This window comes from Xanthomonas bonasiae, assembly GCF_017163705.1.
Taxonomy (GTDB): domain Bacteria; phylum Pseudomonadota; class Gammaproteobacteria; order Xanthomonadales; family Xanthomonadaceae; genus Xanthomonas_A; species Xanthomonas_A bonasiae.
This window is the reverse complement of record NZ_JAFIWB010000008.1, coordinates 142,057-155,479: the sequence shown is the minus strand read 5'-3', so window position 1 is coordinate 155,479 and position 13,423 is coordinate 142,057. Positions and strand designations below refer to the sequence as shown.

The following is a 13,423-nucleotide window of genomic DNA, read 5'->3' as shown; positions in this document are numbered from 1 at the left end:
CACCCGCGCCCCTGCCCCACCGACCACGAGCCCGCGCCATGACCGAATGCTTCGCCGACACCACCACCCGCAGCCAGCGCCTGAAGGCCGCCACCCACGCAGCGCACGCGCGCCTGGACCAGCGCATCATGGCCGCGCAACCGTTCGCATCGCGCGCGAACTACGCGCGCTTCGTGCAGGTGCAGTACTGCTTCCACTGCGACATGGAGAACGTGTACCGCAATCCGGTGCTCGCCAGCGTGATCCCCGAACTGGCGCAGCGGCGGCGCCTGCCGCAGTTGCTGGCCGACCTGGCCGACCTGGGCGTCGCGGTCCCCGCCATGCGCCCGCTTCCGGCGCCGGACGGCCGCCGCTACGAAAAGCAGGTCGACGCGTTGGGCTGGCTGTACGTGGCCGAAGGTTCCAACCTGGGCGCGGCGATCCTGGCCAAGCTGGCCGCCCGACTGGGACTGCACGAGCAGTTCGGTGCGCGCCACCTCGCCGGCCACCCGGACGGGCGCGCGCGGCATTGGCGCCAGTTCACCGCCGCGCTCGACAGCGTGCCGCTGGATCCTGCGCAGGAGCAGGCCGTGGTCGCCGCGGCGTGCGCCGCGTTCGATCGCGTCTACGCCCATGTCGATACCTATCTCCCGGCCGGCGCGCAATGAGCGCGTGCGCGCAGGAGGTGCGGCGATGTCGCTGAGCCGCGGCGCGTGGTGCTGCCTGGGCCTGCTGATGCTGGCGCTGGGCCTGATCGGCGCGTTGCTGCCGGTGATGCCGACCACGATCTTCCTGATCCTGGCGGCATGGTGCTTCTCGCACTCCTCGCCGCGCCTGGAGGCATGGCTGCTGCAGCATCCCCGCTACGGCGCCGCGTTGCGGCTGTGGCGCGAACAGGGCGCGATCACGCGCCGCGGCAAGTGCTTCGCCGGCGCCGGCGTGGGCGTTGGCTACGTGCTGTTCTGCTGCGGCGCGCATCCGGGCTGGAAGCTGGCGCTGGGCGTGGGCCTGTTCTTCGCCGGCAGCGCCGCCTACGTGCTGTCGCGTCCGGCGCCGCGCCGCGCCGCCGATGCGCCGGGAGCGCGGTGATGCCGAGCAAGATCCGCGCGCAGCGTCGCCGTCGGCAGGTGCGGCGCGCCGATCCGTGGTCGGCGCTGCTGCGCGGCGCCGGATTGAACGTCACCTCCGCGCGCCTGGCGGCGGTGCGGTTGGCGCCGCAAGTGCTCGGCGCGCATGGCCAGCTGACGCCGCAGCACCTGCATACCGCCGCGCGCGACGCCGGCTACGCGATCTCGGCATCGGCCTGGTACCGGGTGCTGGCCTGCCTGCAATCGGCCGGCCTGCTGCCGGACGCGCCGCATGCCCAGGCCATGACGCAAACGCACACCCCCGCCCCCCGTTTCGACCCGCTGGATGACGACCATGCATGCTGACATCGCCCCGCCCCCCGTGCTGCCGCCCGACCTGGGGCCCTGGCAGATGTTCCTGCACGCCGACCTGGTGGTGCAGGCGGTGATGGTCGGTCTGGCCATCGCCTCGGTCGCCACCTGGACGGTGCTGGTGGCCAAGAGCTGGGAGTTGGCGCGGCTCGGGCGGGCCCTACAGGCCGCGCGCACGGCGCTGGCGCAAGCGCAGGACCTGGCCGATGCCGAGCGCCGCCCGCCGCTGGCGGTGCCCGCGGCGCAGCTGTTGCTGCGCGAAGCCCGCGCCGAACTGCAGCACTCGAGCGGCCTGCAGGACATGGCCGGGATCAAGGACCGGCTGGCCTCGCGCCTGGAACGGATCGAACTGGGCCATGCGCGGCAGCTGCGCAAGGGTACCGGCCTGCTCGCCACGATCGGCGCCACCACGCCGTTCGTGGGCCTGTTCGGCACCGTGTGGGGCATCATGAACAGCTTCGTCGGCATCGCCCGCGCCAACACCACCACCCTGGCGGTGGTCGCGCCCGGCATCGCCGAGGCCTTGCTCGCCACCGCGCTGGGCCTGGTCGCCGCGATCCCGGCGGTGGTGATCTACAACCATTTCGCGCGCACCCTGGGCGGCTTGCGCCAGCAGCTGGGCGACCTGTCGGCCGGCGTGCAGCAGTTGGTGTCGCGCGACCTGGATCGTCAGCGGGCGTCCGGACCCGCTGCGCACGGCGCGCCCATGGCCGGCATGGCCTGAGGACACCGGCCATGGCGATCCGCAGCAACCGAGACGACGACGAGGATGCGCTGGACGAGCACCACGCGATCAACGTCACCCCGCTGATCGACGTGATGCTGGTGCTGCTGATCGTCTTCATGGTCGCCGCGCCGCTGGCCACGGTACAGGTGCCGGTGGAATTGCCCGCCAGCACCGCGGCGCCGCAGCCCAGGGACCGCGACCCGGTCTACCTGACCCTGCGCAAGGACCTGAGCCTGCGCCTCGGCGACACCCCGATCGAGCGCGCTGCGCTGCAGCCGGCGTTGGACCGGCTGACCCGCGGCGACCGCACGCAGCGCATCTTCCTGCGCGCCGACCGCGCGGTGGCCTACGGCGAACTGATGCGGACCATGGACGCGCTGCGCGATGCGGGCTATCTGAAGGTCGCGCTGGTCGGGCTGGAGCCGGCCGGCCGATGAGCGCAGGACCGCGGACGCTGCGGCGCTGGCTGCTCAGCCTCGGCGGCGTACTGGCGGTGCATGCGGCGCTCGTCGCCGCGCTGCTGTGCTGGCCGCCGCGCGAACGGCCGCCGCCGCCCGCCGCTCCGGCGCAGGCGCTCATGCTGGAGCTGGCGCCGGCCCCGACCGCGCCGGCGGCGCCACCGACCGATGTGCCGCCGGGCCCGTCGCAGCCCGAGCAACGCCAGGCCCCGCGCGTGCGCGCGCCGCGGCCGGCACCGCCGCAACCGCCGCCGCAACCGCTGCATGCCGACCTGGAAGAAGCGCAGCCGTCGACGCCGGCGCAAGACCCACCGCAAGCGTCCAGCGCGGCGCAGGCCAGCGCCCCGCCCAGCGTGGCGGCGCCGCAGGCCAGCCGCTATGCCGCGGCGCAGTCGCTGTCCGGCGCGGCGCAACAGCGGCGCGCCACCTGGCAGGCGCAGGTGCTGGGCCATCTGCAGCGCTATAAGCGCTACCCGCGGCCGGCGCAGCGGCGCCGCCAGGAAGGCGTGGTGCAGGTGCAGTTCGCGGTGGATCGGCGAGGCCATGCCAGCGCGATCCACATCGTCCAGGGCAGCGGCCATGACGCGCTGGACAGCGAGACACTGGCGACGGTGCAGCGGGCCAGCCCGTTGCCGGCGCCGCCGCCGGAGATCGAAGGCGACCCGGTGCAGGTGGTGGTGCCGGTGGACTTCTTCCTGCGCGAACGCTGACGCGGCCGCGCCACGCTCCGCGCGCCAGGTCCAAGCGCGCGGAGCGCTATTCCAGGTTCTGCACCTGCTCGCGGATCTGGTCGATCAGCACCTTCAGTTCCACCGCCGCGTTGGAGGTGCGGCTGTCCACCGACTTGGAGCCCAGGGTGTTGGCCTCGCGGTTGAATTCCTGCAACAGGAAATCCAGGCGCCGGCCGGCCGGCTCGGGCTGGCGCAGCACGCGGCGGATCTCCTTGATGTGGCTGTCGAGCCGGTCCAGTTCCTCGTCCACATCGAGTTTCTGCAGCCACAGCACCAGTTCCTGCTCGGCGCGGCCCGGATCGACCGGATGCGGCAGGTCCGCCAGGCGCGCGGCCAGCTTGGTGCGCTGGCCCTCGCGGATGGCCGGGATCAGTTGCTTCACCTCGGCGGCGACGCGCTCGACCGCATCGACCCGCTCGACGATGGCCGCGGCCAGCTTGCCGCCCTCGCGCTCGCGCGCGGCGACGAATTCGGCCACCACCGCGTCCAGCAGCTCCAGCGCCTGCGCCTGCAGCGCGGCCGGATCGACCGCCTGGCCCTGCAGCACGCCGGGCAGCTGCAGCAGGTCGGCGAACTGCACCTGCAGTTGCGGGAAGCGCGCGCCGAGCCGCTGCGCGAGCACCGCCAGCTGTTCGACCAGCGGCTCGTTCACCGCCAGCGCCTGCGCGGCGTCGGGCGCGCGCAGGCGCAGCATCAGGTCCAGCTTGCCGCGGCTGACGCGGGCGGCCAGGCGCTCGCGCAGTTGCGGCTCCAGCGCGCGCAGCTCTTCCGGCAGGCGCACGCCCACTTCCAGGAAACGGTGGTTGACCGAGCGCAGTTCGCAACCCAGCGTGCCCCAGGGAGTGATGCGCTCGGCGCCGGCGAAGGCGGTCATGCTGCGGATCATGTGGTGTTCCGGTGCGTGCAAAGCGCGAATGGTAACCTAGCGCCTCTCAGCTCCCACGGCCCGGCCCGCTGCCGCGCCCGGCCCTCACGACACCTCCGGATCGATCCCCATGTCCTTTTCCCGTCCCAGTGGCCGCACGGCCGATCAGCTGCGCCCGGTGCGCATCGAACGCGCCTTCACCCGCCACGCCGAAGGCTCGGTGCTGGTCAGCTTCGGCGACACCCGCGTGCTGTGCACCGCCAGCGTGGAGAACCGGGTGCCGGGCTTCCTGCGCGGCAAGGGTGAAGGCTGGGTCACCGCCGAATACGGCATGCTGCCGCGCGCCACCCATTCGCGCTCCGACCGCGAGGCCGCGCGCGGCAAGCAGGGCGGGCGCACGCTGGAAATCCAGCGCCTGATCGGCCGCGCGCTGCGCGCCTGCGTGGACCGCAATGCGCTCGGCGAGCGCACCATCACCCTGGACTGCGACGTGCTGCAGGCCGACGGCGGCACCCGCACCGCGGCCATCACCGGCGCCTACGTGGCGCTGATGGACGCGGTGAACTGGCTGCAGAAGCGCGGCGACCTGAAGAAGCCGGTGGTGCTCGGCGCGGTCGCCGCGGTCTCGGTCGGCGTCTACCGCGGCACGCCGGTGCTGGATCTGGACTACGCCGAGGACAGCGACTGCGACACCGACATGAACGTGGTGATGAACGACGGTGGCGGCTTCATCGAAATCCAGGGCACCGCCGAAGGCCATGCGTTCCGCCGCGACGAACTGGATGCGCTGCTGGCATTGGCCGAAACCGGCATCGGCCAACTGCTTGCCGCCCAGCGCGAGGCGCTGGCACGGTGAAGCGACGGATCGCGCTGACCACGCTGGTCGTGGCCGACTACGACGCGGCGATCGCCTGGTACACCGGCAAGCTCGGCTTCGTCCTGCTGCAGGACGTGGCGCTCGGCGACGGCAAGCGCTGGGTGGTGGTCGGCCCGGGCGGCAGCGACGATGCCGCGCTGCTGCTGGCCGAACCCGGCGACGCCGCGCAGCGCGCGCGGATCGGCGACCAGACCGGCGGGCGCGTGGACCACTTCCTGTACACCGACGATTTCGCCCGCGACCACGCCGCGATGCTGGCGCAGGGCGTGGAGTTCCTCGAATCCCCGCGCGCGGAACCCTATGGCACGGTCGCGGTGTTCCGCGACCTGTACGGCACCAAGTGGGACCTGCTGGAACCCAAGCAATGAAGAAACTGGTCCTGGCCAGCAGCAATGCCGGCAAGCTGGAAGAACTGCATGCGCTGCTCGACGGCGCCGGCATCGACCTGGTCGCGCAGTCCACGCTCGGCGTGCGCGATGCCGACGAGACCGGGCTGACCTTCGTCGAGAACGCGCTGCTGAAGGCGCGCCACGCCGCCCAGGTCACCGGCCTGCCGGCCCTGGCCGACGACTCCGGCATCTGCGTGGACGCGTTGCGCGGTGCGCCCGGGCTGTACTCGGCGCGCTACGCCGGCGAACACGGCAATGCCGCGGCCAACATCGACAAGCTGCTGGACGCACTGCGCGACGTTCCCGATGCGCAGCGCACCGCGCATTTCCATTGCGTGCTGGTGCTGCTGCGGCATGCCGAGGACCCGCAACCGCTGCTGGTGGAAGGCAGCTGGCGCGGGCGTATCTTGCATGCGCGCGCCGGCGACGGCGGCCATGGCTACGATCCGGTGTTCTTCGACCCGGAACACGGCCAGAGCGCGGCGCAGATGCCGCTGGCGCTGAAGAACCGGATCAGCCACCGCGGCCAGGCGCTGGCGCTGCTGCGCAGGCAACTGGCGCACTGGAACACCTGAGGGAGACGCCGATGTTCGTCACGATCTGGGAATACGAGGTGGCCGAGGGCCAGGCACAGGCATTCGAGACGCTGTATGCCGCCGATGGCGCCTGGGCCGCACTGTTCGCCGAGTACCCGGGCTACCTGGGCACCGAACTGCTGCGCGCGCAGGCACCGGGCGCCTACCTGACCATCGACCGCTGGCGCGACGAAGCCGACTACACCCATTGCCTGGCGTACGGCCGCGAGCGTTACGCGCAGCTCGACCGGCTCGGCGATGCGCTGACCACTGCCGAGCGCTGCGTGGGCTACTGGGGCCTGTTAACGCGATCGGGATAGGCCACGTTGCCGTGTCCGGTGCCCAGGCGGTCGCGCACGGCGCCGCGGCAGGCTGGCCGCCTGTCCAAGCCGTGCGCGGCCGCCTGGCCGCCGGACACGGCAACCCGGAGGGCCGCGCTTAGGCGCGCACGGTGCCGCGTCATCACTCGGTCTCTTATCGACATAAGCTCTCTCGTTCTTCCTTGCCCCGCACGCGCCTAAGCGCGGCGTGGCCTATCCCGATCGCGTTAACAGGCCCCGCACCGCACCATGCTGATCCCGCCCCCGCTGTCGCTGTACGTGCACCTGCCCTGGTGCGTGCGCAAATGCCCGTACTGCGATTTCAACTCGCATGCGGCCAAGGGCGCGCTGCCGTTCGACGACTACGTGGACGCGCTGATCCGCGACCTGGACCAGGACCTGCCGCTGGTCTGGGGCCGCACCGTCCAGACCGTGTTCTTCGGCGGCGGCACCCCCAGCCTGTTTCCGGCCGAGGCGATCGACCGTTTCCTGCAAGCGGCCAGCGCGCGCCTGCGCTTCGCGCCGAACCTGGAGATCACCCTGGAGACCAACCCGGGCACCGCCGAGCATGGTCGCTTCGACCGCTATCTGGCGGCCGGGGTCAACCGGCTCAGCTTCGGCATCCAGAGCTTCGACGACGCCGCGCTGCAGCGCCTGGGCCGGATCCACGACAGCGCCGACGCCGAGCGCGCGGTGAAGCTGGCGCAGGACGCCGGCTACGCCAACCTCAACCTGGACCTGATGTACGCGCTGCCGCAGCAGACCCTGGCCGGGGCGGAGAGCGACATCGCGCGCGCGCTGGCGCTGCAGCCCACCCACATCAGCCACTACCAGCTGACCCTGGAACCGAACACGGTATTCGCCGCGCGCCCGCCGCAGGGCATTCCCGAGGACGACGACGCCTGGGACATGCAGGAGCGCTGCCAGGCGCTGCTGGCCGCGGCCGGCTACGCCCAGTACGAAGTCAGCGCCTACGCCCGCGACGGCTACCAGTGCGCGCACAACCTCAACTACTGGAAGTTCGGCGACTACCTGGGCATCGGCGCCGGCGCCCACGGCAAGATCAGCTCCGGCGCCGAGCAGAGCATCCTGCGCCGCTGGAAGACCAAGCATCCGCAGGCGTTCCTGGCCGCCGCCGGCACCCCGGCGGCGATCGGCGGCGACGACTGGATCGGCGCCGAGCGGCGCCCGTTCGAGTACATGCTCAATACGCTGCGCCTGAACCAGGGGTTCGCGCTGCGCGACTTCGCCGTGCGCACCGGCCTGGCGCCGGAGACGATCGCCCCGGCGCTGGCCCAGGCGCAAGCGCGGGGCTGGCTGCAGGTGGAATCCGGGCATGCGCTGCCGACCGAACTGGGACGGCGCTTCACCAACGACGTGGTCGCCCTGTTCATGCTCTGAACGCTGCGCCAGGCCGCCGCCAACATGGTTGCGCCGCCAGAAACGTGTTACATACCGGACCCGGAAATCAAACGGCGATCACAGGATGTCATTGTCTGCCATTCCGTCGGCAAACCCGGCGACGCTCGCCAGCGCCGCCCTGCCCACGCGCGTGCGCGACATCCTGGAGGCGCTGAAGGCCTTGCTGTGGCAATCGCTGGAGGCGCCGTTGCAGTCGACCCTGAGCGAGCTGGAGCGCGAGCTGTTCGACCAGGCCGAACGCGCGCGCAACAGCCAGCTGCAGGAGGACATCTACCAGGAACTGCAAGGCCTGCGGGCGCGCCGCGAGCGCTTCGCGCCGTTCTACAAGGCGCAACTGGAAGCGGCCCTGGCCACGCTGCGGCTGCCGCTCGCCCCGGTCGGCCTGCTGCGCCAGGACAAGGCCAGCGCGGCGATGCAGATGCTGACCCTGGTCGCCGACGTGGACATCGACCGCGACATCGTCCTGCACGACATCGCCCGGCGCGAGGCGGCGCGGGCCAGCACCCCGCTGCAACTGCTCGGCCAGCGTTTCGGCGTGCTCGCCGCGCGGCCGGCGTTCGAAGCCGAACATACGCCGCTGGGGCCGCACCTGCTGTGCCGGATCCTGCGCGAGGCCGGCGAGGAATTGCGGCTGGGGCTGGACGCGCAGCTGACCCTGTACCGCGCCTTCGAGCGCCAGGTGCTGGTCCGCTACGGCGAGATCGTGGAACGCGCCAACGTGCTGCTGGCGCACGCCGGTGTGCTGCCCGGCCTGGTCTACCTGCCCTACGTGGCGCGGCCGACGACCGCAGCACCCGCCGCGGCCGCCGGCAACCGCGGCGCGGCACGCCCTTCCTCCGCCACGCGCCCGGCCACCAGTTGGTCCGGACAGGCGGCACCCGGCGGCTGGTCCGGCCCGGGCCCCGGCGCCGCTGGCGGCGAAGCGGCCCTGCCGAGCGCAGCGCCCCCGCTTCCGCCGCCGATCGCGGCCACCCCCGGGACGGCAGCAAGCCCCGCGCCGGCCGCGCCCGGCAACGCACCGACCGACCTGGCCACGCTGCGCCAGCTGCTCGCCGCCGCGCGCGACCGTGCGACGGCGCCGGCCGCGCGGATGGCGCCGGCCGGGACCACCGGCACCGCTCCCGCAGACGCCGCGCACGCTGCCGCAGCGACAGCGATGTCTGGGTCGTCCGGCAACGTCCCGATGCCGGCGCCGCGCGCCGCCGCCACGGCCAGCGCCCCCGGCGTGCCCACCGCATCGCTGCTGCAGGCCCTGGGCGAACTGCAGGCGCAGCCGCCAGCGCACAGCACCCTGGCCGGCCTGCGCGGACGTCGCCAGGTGCGCGACGTGCAGGCGGCGCTGCTGGCCACACTGCGCACCGAACATGGTCCGCAGGCGGCGCTGGCACCGCAGGATGCCGACACCTTCGACCTGCTCGGCCTGCTGTATGCGGAGATCGAACGCGAAGTACGCAGCGACGCGCCGGCCGCCGCTCTGCTGGAGCGCCTGCAGGTTCCGCTGGTGCGCGCCGCGCTGCAGGACAGCGCGTTCTTCGTGCGCAGCCAGCATCCGGCGCGTGAGCTGCTCAATGCGGTCGCCGAGTCCGGCGCCACCTGGCTCAGCGAAGAGGACACCGATCCGCAGCTGCTGCTGAAATTGAACCAGACGGTCGACCGGGTAGTCGAGGAATACGAAGGCGACGAACAGGTCTTCGAACAGGCCCACCAGGACATCCAGGCGCAGTACCGCGCGCTGGCGCACAAGGCCGAGATCGCCGAGCGCCGCCACATCGAGGCCGCGCGCGGCAAGGAACGGCTGGAGGTGGCCAAGGAATTGGCCAGCTCCACGCTGGAAGCGCTGTGCCGGACCTGGCAGCCGCCCAAGTTCGTGCAGGCGCTGCTGAACCAGGCCTGGTCCGATGTGCTGACCCTGACCCTGCTGCGCCAGGGCGAGGACTCCGACGCCTGGCGCGAGCGCCAGCAGCTGAGCCAATGCATCGCCGAGGTCACCTGCCGCGCCAGCGGCGGCGAACCCGATCCGGAGCTGGCCGGCGAAGTGCGCAGCGCCCTGCTGCAGGTCGGCTACCACCAGGACGAAGCCGAAGCGATCGCGCGGCGCCTGTCCACTCCGGGCGGCGGCGACACGCTGACCTCGCGCACCGAACTCAGCGCCAAGTTGAAGGCGCGCACCCGCCTCGGCGACCAGGGCGAGGATGGCGAGCGGCCGCTGCTGGCGCCGCGCAACGACGCCGAGCAAGCGGCCTACACGCGGCTGCGCAGCCTTCCGTTCGGCACCTGGTTCGAATTCGTGACCAACCAGCAGGGCGACCTGAAACGGCAGCGGCTGTCCTGGTACAGCCCGATCACCGACCGCGCCCTGTTCGTCAACCAGCGCGGCCACAAGACCGCCGAGTATTCGCTGGATGCGCTGTCGCGGCTGCTGGCGCAGAGCCAGGCGCGGATCGTCACCGAGGACCGCGCGCGCCTGATCGACCGCGCCTGGCACGCCACCGTGCGCGCGCTGCGCACCCTGGCCGGCGCGCCGGTCCCCGCCGACACCCTGGAGGACGCATGATCGCCGAAGCCCGCCGTTCGCCGCGCCGCCAGGTCCCGGACATGGTGCCGGTGCTGGACATGATGGAAGACGCCGTGGTCGGCCGGCTCGGCAACCTCTCCGAGAGCGGCATGCTGCTGCTGGCGTCGGCGCCGCTGCACGACGACGCGCTGTACCAGTTGCGCTTCGCGCTGCCGCAACTCGGCCGCGACGTGCAGATCGACGTCGGCGTGCACCTGCTGTGGAGCGAACGCGCGCAGGCGCCGGGCCAGGCCTGGGCCGGCTTCCGCTTCCTGACCATCTCGCCGGCGCATCGCGACCTGCTGCGGCAATGGATCAAGTCCGGGCCGGCCGGGTAGGCATCGCTGGCATCCCCTGCAGGAGCGGCTTCAGCCGCGACAGGCCTTACCGATGGATCCTGTCGCGGCTGAAGCCGCTCCTACAGGTTCCTCCATCGCCTGGAAGAAGATCCGGCCGGCCTGGCGACGGCTGTCGCTTCCCGGCTACGCCTGGGCATGGCCGCATGCCACGCGTAGGCACGCGGTGCGTCACCACGCTCGCGCCGTTTGCGGCAAACTTGGCATCCAATTTTCCGCATCGCCGAACGAGTCGCCATGAGCCAGCAAGACCCCAGCGCCCTGTACGCCGCGCACCTGCGCACGCTGGCGCAACGCGCCGACACCGCGCTGGCGCGCGGCGGCTTCGACCATCTGCTCGTGCCCAGCGGCAGCCTGCACTACCAGCTGTTCGACGATCGCGACTATCCGTATGCGGTGAACCCGCAGTTCAAGGCCTGGCTGCCGCTGACCCGGGTGCCGAACAGCTGGCTGGTATACACCCCGGGACGCCGCCCGCAGCTGATCTTCCACCAGCCGCGCGACTACTGGCACGTGGTGCCGGCGGCGCCGAACGGCTGGTGGGTCGAGCATTGCGACATCCACGTGATCCGCACCCCGGAAGACGCGCTGGCGCTGCTGCCGGGACCGGCCGCGCGCTGCGCGATCCTCGGCGAAGCGCAGAGCGCGCTGGGCGACTACGTGCCGAACAATCCGGACGCGGTGGTGCAGTACCTGGAATACCACCGCGCCTACAAGACCGCCTACGAACTGGTGCTCATGCGCCAGGCGCAGCACCTGGCGGTACGCGGCCATCGCGCCGCCGAAGCCGCGTTCCGCGACGGCCGCAGCGAGTTCGAGATCCACATGGCGTATTGCAGCGCGGTCGGCCAGGACGCCAACGAACTGCCGTACGGGAACATCATTGCGCTGAACGAGCACGGCGCGGTGCTGCACTACACCGAACTGGAGCGGCAGGCGCCGGCGCAGCGGCGCAGTTTCCTGATCGATGCCGGCGCCTCCGCGCACGGCTACGCCAGCGACATCACCCGCAGCTATGCCGCCGACACCGGCAGCGAGTTCCAGGCGCTGATCGACGCGGTCGACGCCGCGCAGATCCGCATGGGCCAGGGCGTGCGCGCCGGCGTGGACTACAAGCAGTTGCACCTCGACGCGCACCTGGCGCTGATGGGCGTGCTCAAGGACTTCGGCGTGATCACCGTATCGCCGGAAGCCGCGCTGGCCACCGGCGTCAGCGCCGCGTTCTTCCCGCACGGCCTCGGCCACCCGATCGGCCTGCAGGTGCACGACGTGGCCGGCTTCGCCGCCAGCGACCGCGGCGGCCGCATCGAACGCCCCGCCGGCCACCCCTACCTGCGCATGACCCGCGTGCTCGAACCGGGCATGGTGGTGACGATCGAACCGGGCGTGTACTTCATCGACATGCTGCTCGACGAGGTGAAGAAGAGCGGCCATGCCGCCAGCGTGGACTGGAACCGGGTCGAGCAGTTCAAGCCCTACGGCGGCATCCGCATCGAAGACGAAGTGGCGTGCACCGAAGGCGAACCGGAGAACCTGACCCGGCCGGCGTTCGCGGCGGCCGCCTGACCACAGCGGACGCGCCGTCGCGGATGCGCTCGGGCCAGCATGCATATCCCCCATGCACGCGCGGCTGCATCGCCAGGCCGCGCCGGGGCCGCCTTGAAGTCGCTCGGCGGCGCCGCGCTCACTTCCCGGTCAGCGCGTAAGGACCGCGGTTGAAACTCATCGGCATCAGGTCGTAGCGCCGTTGCCCGGCCTGCGCAGGATAGGCCGCGGTCTTGAAATCGTGCGCAAGCGCTTCGAGTCCGCGCGCCGCGTTCGGCGAGGGCAGCGCCTCGACCACCAGGGCCGACTCGGGGCGTCCGCCCTGCGGATCGCCACGCAGCAAGAACAGGCTCAGCGCAGGCGTCACCGGCAGATCCATCGGGCTGTCGAGGACGGTCTTGCGTCGCTGGTTCTCGGCGCGCGCGGCCAGTCCACTGTCCTCTCCTGTCGACTGCGCCTGCAGGGCATCGATCTGCGCGAACAGCATCCGGTCCAGCACGCCGCCCCACTGTCCGCGGAATTCGTTGAACCAGGCGAGCCCGAGCGCGTCGCGGTCGCCCGCCGGCATCGCCGCATAGCAACGCTCCAGCAGATAGGCGTGGTAAGCGGTATCGCGATTGCGCTGGCTGGGACGCAGCGTGCGGCCTTCGATCGCGCGGGCGCGGGTGGTGAACTCGCGATCCAATGCCACCCAGCCCTGCGCCCATTGCAGTGCCGGCTTGGCACGGCCTGCCGACAACTCCAGTTCCGCCAGCGACGCCAGCGCCAACAGCGGGCAACGCGGCATGCCCAGGCACCGCTCCAGCCAATAACGCGCGGTATCCGGCTCGCGCGGCACCAGATGCGCCGGATGCGCCTCGCCATTGCGGTACAGCACGCCGAGCACGTAGGCCGACATGCCATCGCCCTTGCCGGCCAGCGCGACCAACTGCGCCAGCATCTGCTCGCGTGCCGCAGGCGCCGAGCGCGCCGACAACAAGGTCTGCAGATCTTCGAGTGCCAGCGTCGGCACCGCTGACGGCACTGGCGCCGAGGCGGCAGCGGCAGGCGATGGTGGCGCCGCCGCGTCCTGGGCAACCACCTCAGCAGCGGCAGCAAGGCACAGCGCTGCCGCAAGCACGGCCTGCATCCATTTCTTCATGCCTGCCCCCTCCTCCCGGAAGCAAGCTACTGTGCGCAACCCGCT

General features: G+C 71.8%; 16 protein-coding genes. 14 read left to right on the top strand and 2 right to left on the bottom strand.

Going from position 1 to position 13,423, the window contains the following annotated elements:
* Window positions 1-38: 38 nt before the first annotated feature.
* Genes JR064_RS10325 through JR064_RS10300 form a run of 6 tightly spaced genes read left to right on the top strand, consistent with a single transcriptional unit; the run spans window position 39 to window position 3,313 of the window.
* On the top strand, window positions 39-647 hold the full coding sequence (locus JR064_RS10325; protein ID WP_179566937.1) for a biliverdin-producing heme oxygenase: 609 nt from the start codon (window positions 39-41) through the stop codon (window positions 645-647).
* A 25-nt stretch (window positions 648-672) separates the two neighbouring features.
* Complete coding sequence (locus JR064_RS10320) at window positions 673-1,068, top strand: YbaN family protein (protein ID WP_206229648.1); 396 nt, start codon at window positions 673-675, stop codon at window positions 1,066-1,068.
* Window positions 1,068-1,412: a hypothetical protein gene (locus JR064_RS10315; RefSeq protein WP_206229647.1), complete on the top strand. Its 345-nt coding sequence runs from the start codon at window positions 1,068-1,070 to the stop codon at window positions 1,410-1,412. Before JR064_RS10320 ends, JR064_RS10315 begins: the two co-directional genes overlap by 1 nt.
* Window positions 1,402-2,142 (top strand): tonB-system energizer ExbB, encoded by a 741-nt coding sequence (gene exbB / locus JR064_RS10310; RefSeq protein ID WP_241092982.1) that lies wholly within the window; start codon window positions 1,402-1,404, stop codon window positions 2,140-2,142. Before JR064_RS10315 ends, exbB begins: the two co-directional genes overlap by 11 nt.
* A gap of 11 nt (window positions 2,143-2,153) precedes the next feature.
* Window positions 2,154-2,582 carry a TonB system transport protein ExbD gene (gene exbD / locus JR064_RS10305; protein ID WP_191824486.1) on the top strand — a complete coding sequence of 143 codons (429 nt, stop codon included), beginning with the start codon at window positions 2,154-2,156 and terminating at the stop codon, window positions 2,580-2,582.
* Complete coding sequence (locus tag JR064_RS10300) at window positions 2,579-3,313, top strand: energy transducer TonB (protein ID WP_206229645.1); 735 nt, start codon at window positions 2,579-2,581, stop codon at window positions 3,311-3,313. The genes exbD and JR064_RS10300 overlap by 4 nt, the downstream gene beginning before the upstream one ends.
* A gap of 46 nt (window positions 3,314-3,359) precedes the next feature.
* On the opposite strand, the gene JR064_RS10295 is transcribed toward JR064_RS10300, so the two are convergent.
* The gene (locus JR064_RS10295; RefSeq protein ID WP_206229644.1) at window positions 3,360-4,220 is read right to left on the bottom strand and encodes a YicC/YloC family endoribonuclease; all 861 of its coding nucleotides are present in this window, start codon (window positions 4,218-4,220) and stop codon (window positions 3,360-3,362) included.
* 109 nt (window positions 4,221-4,329) lie between these two features.
* Here JR064_RS10295 and rph point away from each other — a divergent pair, with 109 nt between their 5' ends.
* From rph to pepQ, 8 genes are all read left to right on the top strand, one after another.
* On the top strand, window positions 4,330-5,055 hold the full coding sequence (gene rph, locus JR064_RS10290) for a ribonuclease PH (RefSeq protein WP_046981340.1): 726 nt from the start codon (window positions 4,330-4,332) through the stop codon (window positions 5,053-5,055).
* Entirely contained in the window at window positions 5,052-5,444 is a 393-nt protein-coding gene (locus JR064_RS10285; RefSeq protein WP_191824489.1) for a VOC family protein, read from the top strand. Before rph ends, JR064_RS10285 begins: the two co-directional genes overlap by 4 nt.
* Entirely contained in the window at window positions 5,441-6,040 is a 600-nt protein-coding gene (gene rdgB / locus JR064_RS10280; RefSeq protein ID WP_206229643.1) for an RdgB/HAM1 family non-canonical purine NTP pyrophosphatase, read from the top strand. The genes JR064_RS10285 and rdgB overlap by 4 nt, the downstream gene beginning before the upstream one ends.
* A gap of 11 nt (window positions 6,041-6,051) precedes the next feature.
* Window positions 6,052-6,360: an antibiotic biosynthesis monooxygenase family protein gene (locus tag JR064_RS10275; RefSeq protein ID WP_179566955.1), complete on the top strand. Its 309-nt coding sequence runs from the start codon at window positions 6,052-6,054 to the stop codon at window positions 6,358-6,360.
* Window positions 6,361-6,609: 249 nt separating this feature from the next.
* On the top strand, window positions 6,610-7,761 hold the full coding sequence (gene hemW / locus JR064_RS10270; RefSeq protein WP_179566957.1) for a radical SAM family heme chaperone HemW: 1,152 nt from the start codon (window positions 6,610-6,612) through the stop codon (window positions 7,759-7,761).
* An 85-nt stretch (window positions 7,762-7,846) separates the two neighbouring features.
* Window positions 7,847-10,336 (top strand): DUF1631 domain-containing protein, encoded by a 2,490-nt coding sequence (locus JR064_RS10265; RefSeq protein ID WP_206229642.1) that lies wholly within the window; start codon window positions 7,847-7,849, stop codon window positions 10,334-10,336.
* Window positions 10,333-10,674: a PilZ domain-containing protein gene (locus JR064_RS10260; protein WP_179566961.1), complete on the top strand. Its 342-nt coding sequence runs from the start codon at window positions 10,333-10,335 to the stop codon at window positions 10,672-10,674. Before JR064_RS10265 ends, JR064_RS10260 begins: the two co-directional genes overlap by 4 nt.
* Window positions 10,675-10,929: 255 nt before the next feature.
* The gene (gene pepQ / locus JR064_RS10255) at window positions 10,930-12,258 is read left to right on the top strand and encodes a Xaa-Pro dipeptidase (RefSeq protein ID WP_206229641.1); all 1,329 of its coding nucleotides are present in this window, start codon (window positions 10,930-10,932) and stop codon (window positions 12,256-12,258) included.
* Window positions 12,259-12,376: 118 nt separating this feature from the next.
* On the opposite strand, the gene JR064_RS10250 is transcribed toward pepQ, so the two are convergent.
* Window positions 12,377-13,378 (bottom strand): hypothetical protein, encoded by a 1,002-nt coding sequence (locus tag JR064_RS10250; protein WP_206229640.1) that lies wholly within the window; start codon window positions 13,376-13,378, stop codon window positions 12,377-12,379.
* Window positions 13,379-13,423 lie beyond the last annotated feature (45 nt).